The organism is Streptomyces paludis, assembly GCF_003344965.1.
In the GTDB taxonomy this organism is placed as follows: Bacteria; Actinomycetota; Actinomycetes; order Streptomycetales; family Streptomycetaceae; genus Streptomyces; species Streptomyces paludis.
Map to the genome: position 1 here is coordinate 3307295 of NZ_CP031194.1, position 14067 is coordinate 3321361.

Below are 14067 nucleotides of genomic sequence, written 5' to 3' on the forward strand. Positions count from 1 at the left end.
ACCGCGTCACCGCGTCACGCCGCCAAGTTGTTGTCGTCCGGCCGCGGCTCCGGGATCCCCAGCGGTCGCGTACCGCCGCCCAGCGCGCCCGCACCCCCGCCAGTACCCGCGCCCGCGCCCGCACCCCCGCCCGCCGACCCCCGGTCCGCCTCGCGCGCGGACTTCGACCGTACGAGCGGTGCGAGCCGTGACGAGCGCGCGACCGCCGAGACCAGCGGGGTGAGCAGGGCGAGCGCCAGAGGCGTGAGCAGCAGCGTGACCGCCGTGCCGAGCGCGAAGCCGCCAATGACGTCGGTCGGGTAGTGCACGCCCAGGTAGACGCGGCTGAAGCCTTCGAGGAGCGCGAGCCCGAGCGCGGCGAGGCCGAGCTTCCGGTGGACGATGAAGACGCCGACGCCGATGGCCATCGCCATGGTCGCGTGGTCGCTGACGAACGAGTAGTCGGTCTTCCCCGTCACCAGGACCTCCAGGCCCTTGTGGTCGACGAAGGGTCTCGGCCGCTCCACGAACCCCCGGATCGGGATGTTGACCAGCAGCGCGACGCCCGCGGCCAGCGGCGCCCACAGCAGCCCGGCGACGCCGGTCACCGAGTCCTCGGCGGAACCGGCCCGGCGCACGCTCCACCAGGCGCAGAGCACGAGCAGGACCAGCGCGATCATGATCCCGTACTCGCCGGTGAACTCCATGGCGCGGTCGAACCACGACGGGGCGTCCTTGGCCAGCCCGTTGATGTCATAGAGCAGGCTGACATCAGGGTTCGACCCATCCAGTACGAGTCCAGCCATCTGCCGCGGCCCCTTGTCTCTGTCTCTCCCGCGCGCGGCACACTTCCGCGTGCGTCGCCTCCGCCAACACCCGTGGTCGGTACGGAAAATGCTGCGTAAACATGTTGCGTAAACATGCTGCGTGATCCATACCGCAGCCTTCGTCCATGGAACGGGCCACACGCCGCCCGCGTTCCAGCCGCTACCGAAAGATCACCATGCCGTTATCGAAGAGTGACACATAGTTGCGGGTCAGGCTTCCGGCCGGTTCTCGGGAAGGGCGGTGGGCAGCGATTTGGCGCCATCTTCGGTCACTCGGGTGGCCCCGAAATAGTCCGGAGTGTCGATCTTGTCGAAGCGAATGACCGCTCCCGTAAAGGGCGCGTTGATCATATAGCCGCCGCCGACATAGATGCCCACGTGCCGGATCAAACGTGAATTAGTGAGATCGTCGGAGAAGAAGACAAGGTCACCGGGAAGCAGTTCGTCCCGCGAAGGATGCGCACCCGCGTTGTACTGATCGTTCGCCACCCGAGGCAGCTCGATCCCGACCGTCCGGTACGCGGCCTGGGTCAGCCCGGAGCAGTCGAACCGTCCTCCCTGGTCCGCCGTGCCGTTCCCGCCCCACAGATAGGGCGTCCCGAGCTTCTGCTGCGCGAAGTGGATGGCGCTGGCTGCCTGCTTCGAGGGCGCCACGCGTCCGACGGGGGCCGCGAAGCTCTGCTCCAGGGTGCGGATGATCTTCACGTAGTTCTGCGTCTCGCGGTACGGCGGCACGCCCCCGTACTTGATGACGGCGTACGCCCCCGCGTTGTACGCGGCGAGCATGTTGCTGGTCGGATCGCCCGGCACATTCTTGACGTACCCGGCCAGTTCGCAGTCGTACGAGGCGGCGGACGGGATCGCGTCCTCCGGGTCCCAGATGTCCTTCACGCCGTCGTTGTTGCCGTCGACGGCGTGCGCCGCCCATGTCCCCGGGATGAACTGCGCGATGCCCTTGGCGTTGGCCGGACTCTGCGCGGTGGGGTTCCAGCCGCTCTCCTGGTAGAGCTGCGCGGCCAGCAGGGCGGGGTTGATGGCGGGACAGAGGTTCCCCCACTGCTTCACCAGCGGCTGGTACCGCGCCGGCACGGCCCCCTTCGCCAGCCCCACGCTCTGCCCGGCGGCACCGGCCAGACCGGCGGCGGCGGAGTACGTCCCGATGACGAGCAGGGCGACGAAACTCATCCCCAGCCCGCCGACAGCGGCCACGACCACCATTGCCTTACGCACCGTCAAACACCCTCCGCGTCAGGGCCACCGCCGCCCGCCAGTGTAGGCGCGACAGGGCCCGAACCCGAAGAGGTGACCGCGTGACCGTAAAGGTGTAACAACGACAGTCATTGCCCAAAGTCACGCACCGTGATACACAGAGTAACCATACGCGTCCCCGTATATCCGATCCGTACCAGGTCAGCGCATCGACGTCGGTCATACGTGCGGGGATCGGGTAAAGAGAGCAGCCAAGCGGCATACGTGGCCGGATCCATCAGCGAAGATAGAGCGTGACCCGTGCCATGGGGGCGCGGGCGAGAACGACCCAACAGGGGCGGTGAGTTACATGTACCTGGCGGCCGAGAAGGGCGACATCACCACCATCATCGGTGGCATCGCACCGAACTGGGGGCCTTTCGGAACTCTGGGGAACGAGGCCCGCATCATGATCGAGGTGGTGATGGCCGTGGCCATCCTGCTCTGCCTCGGCATCGCGATCTGGGGCGCGGCGAAACAGCGGATCGGAGCGACGGCGCTGCGGGACACGTTCAGCGCCGAGCAGGGCAAGGGTCTGATCGTCGCCGGGCTGACCGGAGTCTTCATCATCGGCTCGCTGGGCACGCTCTTCACGATCGTGTACGGCATGGCCGTTTAGCGCCCGCACCAGCGCGCACCACAGCCCGCGCCGCACCCCGCGCCGCGGCCCGCACCTCCGGGCCGTACCTCCGGGTCCGTACCTCCGGCCCCGCGCCTCCCGTCCCCCACCCCTGTCCCCCTCAACACCACCCGTCCGTCGCGCCCAACGGCTGAGGTTGCGTCTCCCTGATGTCCCTGATGTCGAGTCACCACACCGCGCCCGCGCGGCAACCAGCACGGCTACCGTCGTACTACGCGGGCATCGCAGGCAACGCGGACCGGCACACGGCTGAGGGGGCGTACGCGGCATGAGCTTCGGCGACGACCACGGCTACGGCGGGGATCCCGGCCGTAAGGACGACCGTTTCGGCGGTACGGGCCAGACCCGTACCCGCCTGCCCGACGGCAGAACCGGCGACCCCTACGACGGCCCCCGCCGGCCGCCCCGGCCCTCCCGCTCCATCATCACGGTCGTGGGCGTCGTGGTGCTCCTCATCGCCGCCCTCGCCTTCGCGAACCGCAGCGGCCAGAGCGACACCGCCGGCGGCGCCACGACCCGCTCCGCCAACGGCGCGGGAGCCGCCGACCCGACCGCGGCCTCCGGCGTCAAACCCGTCACCGGCAAGACCGGCACGATCCCCTCCGGTTTCGCCCGCACCGAACAGGGCGCGGCCAGCGCGGCGGCCAACTACGCGGTCGCGCTGGGCTCGGACGGCATGTTCGACGCCGCGGGACGGGACACCATCATCCGGGCCACCCACGACCCCGCGAAGGCCGACGGCCTGCTCAGCGACCTGGACCGGGCCTACTCGCCCGCGTTCCTGGAGAACATCGGGCTCGGCAAGGACGGTTCGCCGCCCCAGGGCCTCACCTTCATCTCCAGAACCGTCCCCATCGGTACGAAGGTCACCAAGATCAGCGCCGACGCCGCCACCGTCGAGGTGTGGTCCACCGGACTGGTGGGCCTGGCCGGCGAGGGCTCCACGAAGCCGGTGACCGAGAGCTGGTTCACCCTCACCGAACAGCTCCGCTGGATCGACGGGGACTGGAAGATCTCCTCGTCGAGCCAGACCCAGGGACCCACGCCGGTCAGCAGCGGCAACCGGGCCTCCTCCGCGGACGACATCGCCCAGGCTGTGCAGGGATACGGAGGCTTCACCTATGCCCGGTAGCCAGACGGACGCTCCACGGACATCGGACGCGCCACGGACATCCCGTCACCACGGCTTGCGCGCGCGCCTTCCCCGCGCGTCCTCGCTCACCGCGCGCCTCCCGCTGTCCCTCGCGGGCGCCTCCGCGCTGATCGTCACACTGGCCACCCGAGCCGCCGCCGAACCGACGCCCACAGCCGACCCCGGCTCGCCCACCCCCTCACCCTCCGCGAGCGCCGGCGAGAACCCCTGCGAGCTGATCCAGGGCCTCGCCAGGGACTACTGCGAGGACGGCGCCAAGGCCGGCACCAACGGTGGCGGTACGAACACCAGCACCCTCGACGCCGCCGACCCCCTCGCCTCCCTCGCCCGGGGCTGCGCCGACGCCGCGTACTGGATCGTCGGCAAGCTCAGCGCCGCCGTGAAGGAGACCGCGAACGTCGACTTCACCAACCCGTCCTTCCTCCGCCAGTACGCCGTCGTCTTCGCCGCCTCCACAATCCTCACCCTCGTCCTCTGGCTGCTGGCCGTCGCCAAGCGCGCCATCCGCGGCGTACCGCTCACCACCGCGCTCTCCGAGGCCATCGGCTTCCTCTGGCTGACCGTCCTCGCCTCCGCCTTCACCCCGCTGATCCTCTACACCGTCGTCTCCGCCACCGACAGCGTCACCGAGGTCGTCTCCTCCGCCACCGGCGGCCAGACCGACGTCTTCTTCGGCGGCTTCGCCGAGGCGCTCAAGAAGGGCGACAGCATCGGCGGCGGCCCCATCATGCTGATCGTCGTCTCCCTTGTCTCGATCCTCGCCGCCGGAGTCCTCTGGCTGGAGCTGGTGATCCGGGCCGCCCTCCTGTACGTCGGCGCCCTCCTCGGCACCGTCGTCTACGCCGGGCTCGTCGACAAGAACATGTGGGGCCACGTCCGCCGCTGGGCCGGCATCATGATCGCCGTCATCATGGTCAAACCGGTCATCGTGATCGTCCTCGGCCTCGCCGGCGCGCTCTCCGCCGACGAAGGCCCCGACGCCCTCTCGGCCGTCGTCTCCGGCCTCTCGATCATCCTGCTCGCCATCTTCGCCTCCGCGATGATCTACCGCTTCGTACCGGGCTTCGGCGACGAGATCGCCGCCTCCCGTACCAACCGCAAGCAGGCCACCGACGGCGCCCAGGCCGCCGCCATGATCAGCTCCCCCGCCGCCCTCGTCTCCCAGGGCATCAAGACGCACAGCAGCCGCGGCGGCGGACAGAGCGACAGCGGAGGCGGTGGCGGAGGCGGCGCCCGGCCCGGCAACGCCCTCGCCGGCGGCGTCGCCGCGCACAGCTCGCGCGGCTCCACATCCGGGGGCGGCAGCGGCGGCGGACCTGTCCCCTCCGCCGCCCCTCCGCCCCGTAACAGCAGCCCGACCAGCGGCACCCCGCACAGCTCACGCGGTTCCGGCACCGGCAACAACAGCACAGGAGGTGGCGGGCGTTGACAACCCAGTCCCATCCGATCGCGCCCCGCCGTACGTATCTGATCGGCCGCGCCCGGCCGAACGCGATCGTCGGCAAGAACCGTGAAACCGGCGAGATCGCCCTGATCATCGCCGGCGCCTTCGTCGGCATGATGTGCGGTCTCCTCGTCCCCGTCCTCTCCCTGCGGATCGTGACGCTGACCGGCTTCCCGATGCTCGGCCTCGCCGCCGTGTACGTCCCGTACAAGCAGCGCACGTTCTACAAGTGGTTTGAAATCAATCGCAGTTATAAGCGCACGCTGCGCCAAGGCACCACCTACCGCTCCGCCGTCATGGAGGCGGGCACCCGCTCCGACGGCCGCGAGGTCGAGATCGGCCCGCCCCCCGGCATCGGCCGGATCAACTGGCTCGCCGCCCCCTTCGGCCCCGACGAGATCGCCGTCCTCCTCCACGCCGACCGCCGCACCGTCACCGCCGCCATCGAGATCGAGGGCCCCGGCGTCGGCCTGCGCGACAGCGAGGACCAGGAGGCGCTTGTCGACCGCTTCGGCACCCTCCTCAAGCACGTCGCCAACGGGGACGGCTTCGTCACCCGCCTCCAGATGCTCGCCCGCACCCTGCCCGCCGACCCCGACGCGCACGAGAAGGACGTCGCCCAGCGCGGCGACAGCAAGGCACCCGGCTGGCTCCAGGACTCCTACGACCAGCTCCAGTCGATGGTCTCCACCTCCAGCGAGCAGCACCGCGCGTATCTCGTCGCCTGCATGCACTACACCCGCGAACTCGCCGCCGAGGGCTCCGCCATGGCCCGCGCCGCCCGCCAGGCCGCCGGCACCCGCAAGCTCGACCGGGACGCCGGCCTCGCCGTCGTCATGGCCCGCGAGCTGACCGACATCTGCGCCCGGCTCGCCGAGGCCGACATCCGGGTACGCCAGCCCCTCGGCCAGGGCCGGCTCTCCTCCCTCGTGCACTCCATGTACGACCCCGACCACCCCATCGACCACATCCAGGCCATGACGAAACGAAACGCCTGGCCGGCCGAGCTGGACGCCATGGAACCGACGTATCTCCAGGCCAAGACGCGGGAGTCGTCCACCCGCGCGCCCTGGTGCCACGCCACCGCCTGGGTCAAGGAGTGGCCGATGACCCCGGTCGGCGTGAACTTCCTCGCCCCGCTCCTCGTCCACACCCCCGACGTGATCCGTACGGTCTCCGTCACCATGGACCTCGAACCCACCGAGATCGCCATCGAGCGCATGCTCACCGAGAAGACCAACGACGACGCCGAGGCCAGCCGCGCCGCCAAGATGAACCGCACCGTCGACCCGCGCGACATCGCCGCGCACGGCCGGCTCGACCAGCGGGGTGAAGATCTCGCCAGCGGGGCGGCGGGGGTCAACCTCGTCGGGTACATCACAGTGTCCTCCAGGTCCCCGGAGAGCCTCGCCAGGGACAAGCGGACGATCAGGGCCTCGGCCGGCAAGTCGTATCTGAAGCTGGAGTGGTGCGACCGCGAGCACCACCGCGCCTTCGTGAACACCCTGCCGTTCGCGACCGGAATCCGCCGCTAGCTCCGCCGCCGTACCGCCGCCCTACTACCGCTGAATCGCCGCCGTACCGCCGCTACCGCCGAACCGCCGTCAGAACCGAAAGGGGCCTGTGGTGCGAGATCCGCTGTCCATCCTCACGGACGCCTTCACCGGCTTCCTCTTCGGGAAGGTGGAGACGACCCGTCTCCCGGTCCGTACGTCCACGGGCCAGGCCCAGGCCGTCTATCTGCCCACCGCCGCCCCCGGACTCGGCGACTCCGGCGTCATCATCGGCCGCGAGGTCTACAGCGGCAAGGGCTATATCTACGACCCCTTCCAGCTGTACGGACAGCAGCTGCCCGCCCCCCACTGGCTGGTCCTCGGCGAATCCGGCAACGGCAAGTCGGCGCTGGAGAAGACCTACGTCCTGCGCCAGCTCCGCTTCCGCGACCGCCAGGTCGTCGTCCTCGACGCCCAGGGCGAGGACGGCGCCGGCGAATGGAACCTGATCGCCCAGGAGCTGGGTATAACCCCCATCCGCTTGGACGCGATGGCCGCGCTCGACCACGGCATCCGGCTCAACCCGCTCGACCCGGCGATCACCACGACCGGCCAGCTCGCCCTGCTCCGTACGATCATCGAAGTCGCCATGGGGCACGGCCTGGACGAGCGCTCCGGCTTCGCCCTCAAGGTCGCCCACGCGTACGTCAACGAGACCATCACCGACCGCCAGCCGGTCCTGATGGACATCGTCGAGCAACTGCGCCACCCCGAGCCCGAGTCCGCCCAGGCCATGAACGTCGACCTCGATGACGTACGGGCCTGGGGCCTCGATGTGGCCCTGGTGCTGGACCGGCTGGTCGACGGCGACCTGCGCGGCATGTTCGACGGGCCGACGACCGTCGGTATCGATCTCGACGCCCCGCTGATCGTCTTCGACCTCTCGCACATCGACCGCAACTCGATCGCCATGCCGATCCTGATGGCGATCGTCGGCGTCTGGCTGGAGCACACCTGGATCCGCCCCGACCGCAAGAAGCGCATCTTCCTCGTGGAGGAAGCGTGGCACATCATCAACTCCCCCTTCGTGGCCCAGCTCTTCCAGCGGCTGCTGAAGTTCGGCCGCCGCCTCGGCCTGTCGTTCGTCGCGGTCGTCCACCATCTCTCCGACGTCGTCGACGGAGCGGCGGCCAAGGAAGCGGCGGCGATCCTCAAGATGGCCTCGACCCGTACGGTCTACGCGCAGAAGGCCGACGAGGCACGGGCGACGGGCCTGGTCCTCGGACTGCCCCGCTGGGCCGTCGAGATCATCCCCACGCTCACCCCCGGCATCGCCGTCTGGGACGTCAACGGCAATGTCCAGGTCGTCAAACACCTGGTCACAGAGGCGGAACGGCCGCTCGTCTTCACCGACCGCGCGATGACGGAGAACTCCGCCGCGTCCAACGCCTCGGACGCCGCCGACGCCTTCGCCCTGGGCGGCGGCGAACTGCCCGCGGACATGAGGGCCGCGGAGTGGGAGGCGGAGCAGCGGACGGCCCTGCTGGAGAGGCAGCGCCGGTTCGACGAGTCCTCCGAGTCGACGGTGGCATGACATGCCGGCCCGGTACGACGGTTACGGCAGCCACGGCGATTACGACGGCGGGGACGCCCGGGGCCGGCCCCATCACGGCGGCGGCCGGGGCAGTGGCCCGGGCGGCACCTCGGGCGGCATCCCGGACGGCCTGCTCGTCGGTCTGCTCGGCTTCCTCCTCGGTCTGACGCTCCTGGTCTGGACGGCGACCGGCCTGGCGGGCCTGTTCACCCACGGCTCCTGGCCGCCGGGCGTGACCTTCACCCGTACGCCGATGGCCATGCGCGAACTCGCCGCCGCCCCGCACGACCTGCCGACGGCCTGGCCGGACACCCCGCCGACGGCGCTGTCGGGATACGGGCTGTTCTGGGGCCTGCTGATCAGCCAGCTGATGGTGCTGATCGTCCTGACGGTGTTCGTCCTCGGGGTCACGGCCCGCTACCGCGTGGTACGGGCCCGACGCCGCGAGCAGTGGGCAGAGCCGCAGGAGGACGCGCCGGTGGAACACGTACCACCGAAGCCCACCCCCCTGAGCAAACCAACACCACCACCACCCGAGCCCGAACCCGAGCCCACCCCCGTACCCGAACCCGAACCCGCCACCCCAACGGTCCCCGTACCCTCACCGCGTGTACGGTACGGAGACCCCCGCACCCGCCGCCCCACGGCCGTCCAGGCCATCCTCGACGCCCAGGGCCCGGCGCTCGTCGTCACCTCGAACCCGGCCGTGTGGACGGAGACCAAGGACGCCAGGGCCAAGCTGGGCCCCGTCCTCGTGTACGACCCCGGCCACCTCTGCGACACCCCGTCCCGGCTGCGCTGGTCCCCGACCGCCGGCTGCGAGGACGCCGCCACGGCGGCGGCCCGGGCCCACGCCCTGCTCTCCCCCGTACGCCCCAGAGCCCTCCTCGACGCCACCATGGCCGACACCGCGGAGACGCTGCTGCGCTGCTGGCTGCACGCGGCGGCCGTGGACGGCAGACCGGTGAAGCAGGTGCTGCGCTGGGCACAGGGCAGCGGGGCGCAGGAGGCCGTACGGATACTCCGCACCCACCCCAACGCCGCCTCGGGCCTGGCCGGCCTGCTGGAATCCGCCCTCACCGCACACCCCGAACGCCGTGAGGTCGCCCAGGAGCTGACGGCCCGTGCGCTGAGCGCCCTGTCGTCGGTCCACATCCGGGACGCCAGCACACCGAACCGAACTGATTCGCTGTCTTTGGATTCCTTTGTCAACGAGGGGGGCACGCTCTATGTGGTGGGCGAGCCGATCGAAGATCCGCGCTCCCGCCCGGGTGCGATGCCGCTGCTCACCGCACTCACCTCGCACGTGGTCGAGCACGGCCGCCGCATGGCCGCACGGTCATCTGACGGTCGGCTCGACCCACCAATGAGCCTCGTCCTGGACGACATCGCCGCCGTGGCCCCACTCCCGATCCTCCCGGAGCTGCTGGCCACAGGCGACCAACAGGGCCTCCCAACACTGGCCCTGCTCCGCTCCCCACAACAGGGCAAAGACCGCTGGCCCCGCCACGAACTGCACGAGCTGTCGGGCTAAGGCCGCGCGATCGCCAACTCCAGCTCGCGCAGCCGCGGATCGTCCTCCGCCGGCACCCCGACGCCGGTGGGGGCGAAGCCGAGCTTCAGATAGGCGGCATGGGCCCGCCGATTGCCTTCATGGACATAGAGCCGTACGCGGTCCAGCCGGGGATCCTCCACCGACCACGCCCAGTCGAGAGCCGCCCTGACCAGCGCACCGATCAGCCCGGTGCCCCGGTGCTCAGGACGTACGTACACGCCGACAAGATGCCCCTGCGCCCGCTCGGCCACGTTGCCGAAGAAGTCCTTGACGCCGGCCTCCTCCACGATGACGGCCACCGTGCCGATCCACCCGCCGTCAGGAGCCTCTGCCACGAACTGCCGCACATGGGGCCGCGCGGCACGCTCGCGCCAGTAGTCGTCGGTACGCGCGACGGCTTCCTCGTACGTCTCCAGGAACGCCAGCGGCGCCGCCGGATCCTGGAGCGCGACCAGCCGCAGCGCCTTGGCCCGAGCCCACTCGTCGGGCCGTACGGGCCGGATCACCTGGTCTCTGTGGTCCCTGTCGTTATCGCTATCGCTATCGCTCATGGACCGATCCTCCGCACGGACCGCGCCGGCCGCAAACGAGTTACCGTCCCACCAAACCGGCCCTGAACGCAAAAATGCCCTGTACCAGATAACTGGTACAGGGCATTCCCACAATAATTGTTCGGCGGCGTCCTACTCTCCCACAGGGTCCCCCCTGCAGTACCATCGGCGCTGTGAGGCTTAGCTTCCGGGTTCGGAATGTAACCGGGCGTTTCCCTCACGCAATGACCACCGAAACACTATGAAGTTAACCAAACTACCGGATGACAACACGGCTGTTCGTTACTTCAGAACTAACACAGTGGACGCGAGCAACTGAGGACAAGCCCTCGGCCTATTAGTACCAGTCAGCTCCAACCGTTACCGGTCTTCCACATCTGGCCTATCAACCCAGTCGTCTACTGGGAGCCTTAACCCCTCAAAGGGGGTGGGAGTCCTCATCTCGAAGCAGGCTTCCCGCTTAGATGCTTTCAGCGGTTATCCTTTCCGAACGTAGCCAACCAGCCATGCCCTTGGCAGAACAACTGGCACACCAGAGGTTCGTCCGTCCCGGTCCTCTCGTACTAGGGACAGCCCTTCTCAAGACTCCTGCGCGCGCAGCGGATAGGGACCGAACTGTCTCACGACGTTCTAAACCCAGCTCGCGTACCGCTTTAATGGGCGAACAGCCCAACCCTTGGGACCGACTCCAGCCCCAGGATGCGACGAGCCGACATCGAGGTGCCAAACCATCCCGTCGATATGGACTCTTGGGGAAGATCAGCCTGTTATCCCCGGGGTACCTTTTATCCGTTGAGCGACGGCGCTTCCACAAGCCACCGCCGGATCACTAGTCCCGACTTTCGTCCCTGCTCGACCCGTCGGTCTCACAGTCAAGCTCCCTTGTGCACTTACACTCAACACCTGATTACCAACCAGGCTGAGGGAACCTTTGGGCGCCTCCGTTACTCTTTAGGAGGCAACCGCCCCAGTTAAACTACCCATCAGACACTGTCCCTGATCCGGATCACGGACCCAGGTTAGACATCCAGCACGACCAGAGTGGTATTTCAACGACGACTCCACCTGAACTGGCGTCCAAGCTTCAAAGTCTCCCACCTATCCTACACAAGCCGAACCGAACACCAATATCAAACTATAGTAAAGGTCCCGGGGTCTTTCCGTCCTGCTGCGCGAAACGAGCATCTTTACTCGTAGTGCAATTTCACCGGGCCTATGGTTGAGACAGTCGAGAAGTCGTTACGCCATTCGTGCAGGTCGGAACTTACCCGACAAGGAATTTCGCTACCTTAGGATGGTTATAGTTACCACCGCCGTTTACTGGCGCTTAAGTTCTCAGCTTCGCCAACCCGAAAGTCAGCTAACCGGTCCCCTTAACGTTCCAGCACCGGGCAGGCGTCAGTCCGTATACATCGCCTTACGGCTTCGCACGGACCTGTGTTTTTAGTAAACAGTCGCTTCTCGCTGGTCTCTGCGGCCACCCCAAGCTCAGAGTGCAAGACTCATCACCCAGAATGGCCCCCCTTCTCCCGAAGTTACGGGGGCATTTTGCCGAGTTCCTTAACCATAGTTCACCCGAACGCCTCGGTATTCTCTACCTGACCACCTGAGTCGGTTTAGGGTACGGGCCGCCATGAAACTCGCTAGAGGCTTTTCTCGACAGCATAGGATCATCCACTTCACCACAATCGGCTCGGCATCAGGTCTCAGGCTATGTGCTGTCCGGATTTACCTGGACAACGCCCTACACCCTTACCCCGGGACAACCACCGCCCGGGCTGGACTACCTTCCTGCGTCACCCCATCGCTTACCTACTACCACCTTGGTTCAGCGGCTCCACCACTCCCCTTCACCCGAAGGATCCAGGACGGCTTCACGGCCTTAGCATCAATGGATTCGATACTGGGCGTTTCAAAGCGGGTACCGGAATATCAACCGGTTGTCCATCGACTACGCCTGTCGGCCTCGCCTTAGGTCCCGACTTACCCTGGGCAGATCAGCTTGACCCAGGAACCCTTAGTCAATCGGCGCACACGTTTCCCACGTGTGTATCGCTACTCATGCCTGCATTCTCACTCGTGAACCGTCCACAACTAGCTTCCGCTGCTGCTTCACCCGGCACACGACGCTCCCCTACCCATCACAGTCCCCGTTGGGGGTATGTACTGCAATGACACGACTTCGGCGGTACGCTTGAGCCCCGCTACATTGTCGGCGCGGAATCACTTGACCAGTGAGCTATTACGCACTCTTTCAAGGATGGCTGCTTCTAAGCCAACCTCCTGGTTGTCTCTGCGACTCCACATCCTTTCCCACTTAGCGTACGCTTAGGGGCCTTAGTCGATGCTCTGGGCTGTTTCCCTCTCGACCATGGAGCTTATCCCCCACAGTCTCACTGCCGCGCTCTCACTTACCGGCATTCGGAGTTTGGCTAAGGTCAGTAACCCGGTAGGGCCCATCGCCTATCCAGTGCTCTACCTCCGGCAAGAAACACACGACGCTGCACCTAAATGCATTTCGGGGAGAACCAGCTATCACGGAGTTTGATTGGCCTTTCACCCCTAACCACAGGTCATCCCCCAGGTTTTCAACCCTGGTGGGTTCGGTCCTCCACGAAGTCTTACCTCCGCTTCAACCTGCCCATGGCTAGATCACTCCGCTTCGGGTCTTGAGCGCGCTACTATAACGCCCTATTCGGACTCGCTTTCGCTACGGCTTCCCCACACGGGTTAACCTCGCAACACACCGCAAACTCGCAGGCTCATTCTTCAAAAGGCACGCAGTCACGACTGACAGCACAAGTGCTGCCAGCGACGCTCCCACGGCTTGTAGGCACACGGTTTCAGGTACTATTTCACTCCGCTCCCGCGGTACTTTTCACCATTCCCTCACGGTACTATCCGCTATCGGTCACCAGGGAATATTTAGGCTTAGCGGGTGGTCCCGCCAGATTCACACGGGATTTCTCGGGCCCCGTGCTACTTGGGTGTCACACAAACGAGCCGTACAGATTTCAGCTACGGGGGTCTTACCCTCTACGCCGGACCTTTCGCATGTCCTTCGCCTATCCATACGGTTTCTGACTCGCCCAACAGCCGGCAGACTGTTGAAGTGCAATCCCACAACCCCGCATGCGCAACCCCTGCCGGGTATCACACGCATACGGTTTGGCCTCATCCGGTTTCGCTCGCCACTACTCCCGGAATCACGGTTGTTTTCTCTTCCTGAGGGTACTGAGATGTTTCACTTCCCCTCGTTCCCTCCACACTGCCTATGTGTTCAGCAGCGGGTGACAGCCCATGACGACTGCCGGGTTTCCCCATTCGGACACCCCCGGATCAAAGCTCGGTTGACAGCTCCCCGGGGCCTATCGCGGCCTCCCACGTCCTTCATCGGTTCCTGGTACCAAGGCATCCACCGTGCGCCCTTAAAAACTTGGCCACAGATGCTCGCGTCCACTGTGCAGTTCTCAAACAACGACCAGCCACCCACCACCCCACCCCATACAGGGCGAGTTCACTGGGGCCGGCAACCCGAAGGACAGACTCGAAAGCCCGTACCCTCAGACACCCAACAGCGCGC

At 66.8% G+C, this 14067-nt stretch carries 9 protein-coding genes and 2 rRNA genes; 6 read left to right on the forward strand and 5 right to left on the reverse strand.

What is annotated here, in order from left to right:
- Positions 1 to 14: 14 nt before the first annotated feature.
- Together DVK44_RS14525 and DVK44_RS14530 are read right to left on the reverse strand one after the other, a co-directional pair.
- Complete coding sequence (locus DVK44_RS14525; RefSeq protein WP_114660066.1) at positions 15 to 785, reverse strand: phosphatase PAP2 family protein; 771 nt, start codon at positions 783 to 785, stop codon at positions 15 to 17.
- A gap of 231 nt (positions 786 to 1016) precedes the next feature.
- Positions 1017 to 2024: a C40 family peptidase gene (locus DVK44_RS14530; RefSeq protein ID WP_114660067.1), complete on the reverse strand. Its 1008-nt coding sequence runs from the start codon at positions 2022 to 2024 to the stop codon at positions 1017 to 1019.
- A 340-nt stretch (positions 2025 to 2364) separates the two neighbouring features.
- Here DVK44_RS14530 and DVK44_RS14535 point away from each other — a divergent pair, with 340 nt between their 5' ends.
- The 6 genes from DVK44_RS14535 (at position 2365) to DVK44_RS14560 (ending at position 9912) form a co-directional block, all read left to right on the forward strand.
- Positions 2365 to 2673, forward strand: a complete 309-nt coding sequence (locus DVK44_RS14535) for a hypothetical protein (protein WP_030353484.1) — start codon at positions 2365 to 2367, stop codon at positions 2671 to 2673.
- 289 nt (positions 2674 to 2962) lie between these two features.
- Entirely contained in the window at positions 2963 to 3826 is an 864-nt protein-coding gene (locus DVK44_RS14540) for a hypothetical protein (protein WP_114660068.1), read from the forward strand.
- Positions 3827 to 3965: 139 nt separating this feature from the next.
- Positions 3966 to 5276 carry a hypothetical protein gene (locus DVK44_RS14545; RefSeq protein ID WP_114665129.1) on the forward strand — a complete coding sequence of 437 codons (1311 nt, stop codon included), beginning with the start codon at positions 3966 to 3968 and terminating at the stop codon, positions 5274 to 5276.
- Positions 5273 to 6826 (forward strand): SCO6880 family protein, encoded by a 1554-nt coding sequence (locus DVK44_RS14550; protein ID WP_114660069.1) that lies wholly within the window; start codon positions 5273 to 5275, stop codon positions 6824 to 6826. Before DVK44_RS14545 ends, DVK44_RS14550 begins: the two co-directional genes overlap by 4 nt.
- 91 nt (positions 6827 to 6917) lie before the next feature.
- A complete protein-coding gene (locus tag DVK44_RS14555) occupies positions 6918 to 8378 on the forward strand; it encodes an ATP-binding protein (RefSeq protein WP_114665130.1) in 1461 nt (486 codons plus the stop codon).
- A 1-nt stretch (position 8379) separates the two neighbouring features.
- Positions 8380 to 9912: a type IV secretory system conjugative DNA transfer family protein gene (locus DVK44_RS14560; protein ID WP_228447148.1), complete on the forward strand. Its 1533-nt coding sequence runs from the start codon at positions 8380 to 8382 to the stop codon at positions 9910 to 9912.
- On the opposite strand, the gene DVK44_RS14565 is transcribed toward DVK44_RS14560, so the two are convergent.
- From DVK44_RS14565 to DVK44_RS14575, 3 genes are all read right to left on the reverse strand, one after another.
- A complete protein-coding gene (locus tag DVK44_RS14565) occupies positions 9909 to 10484 on the reverse strand; it encodes a GNAT family N-acetyltransferase (protein ID WP_114660070.1) in 576 nt (191 codons plus the stop codon). The two genes, DVK44_RS14560 and DVK44_RS14565, sit on opposite strands and share 4 nt — an antisense overlap.
- A 119-nt stretch (positions 10485 to 10603) precedes the next feature.
- A 5S ribosomal RNA gene (gene rrf, locus DVK44_RS14570) occupies positions 10604 to 10720 on the reverse strand.
- An 81-nt stretch (positions 10721 to 10801) separates the two neighbouring features.
- A 23S ribosomal RNA gene (locus tag DVK44_RS14575) occupies positions 10802 to 13926 on the reverse strand.
- Positions 13927 to 14067 lie beyond the last annotated feature (141 nt).

Bases quoted from the DNA above. Each gene is read 5' to 3' on its own strand.
- DVK44_RS14530 (WP_114660067.1), bottom strand. From the start codon at position 2,024: ATGGTGGTCGTGGCCGCTGTCGGCGGGCTGGGGATGAGTTTCGTCGCC.
- DVK44_RS14565 (WP_114660070.1), bottom strand. From the start codon at position 10,484: ATGAGCGATAGCGATAGCGATAACGACAGGGACCACAGAGACCAGGTG.
- DVK44_RS14540 (WP_114660068.1), top strand. From the start codon at position 2,963: ATGAGCTTCGGCGACGACCACGGCTACGGCGGGGATCCCGGCCGTAAG.
- DVK44_RS14560 (WP_228447148.1), top strand. From the start codon at position 8,380: ATGCCGGCCCGGTACGACGGTTACGGCAGCCACGGCGATTACGACGGC.
- DVK44_RS14525 (WP_114660066.1), bottom strand. From the start codon at position 785: ATGGCTGGACTCGTACTGGATGGGTCGAACCCTGATGTCAGCCTGCTC.
- DVK44_RS14535 (WP_030353484.1), top strand. From the start codon at position 2,365: ATGTACCTGGCGGCCGAGAAGGGCGACATCACCACCATCATCGGTGGC.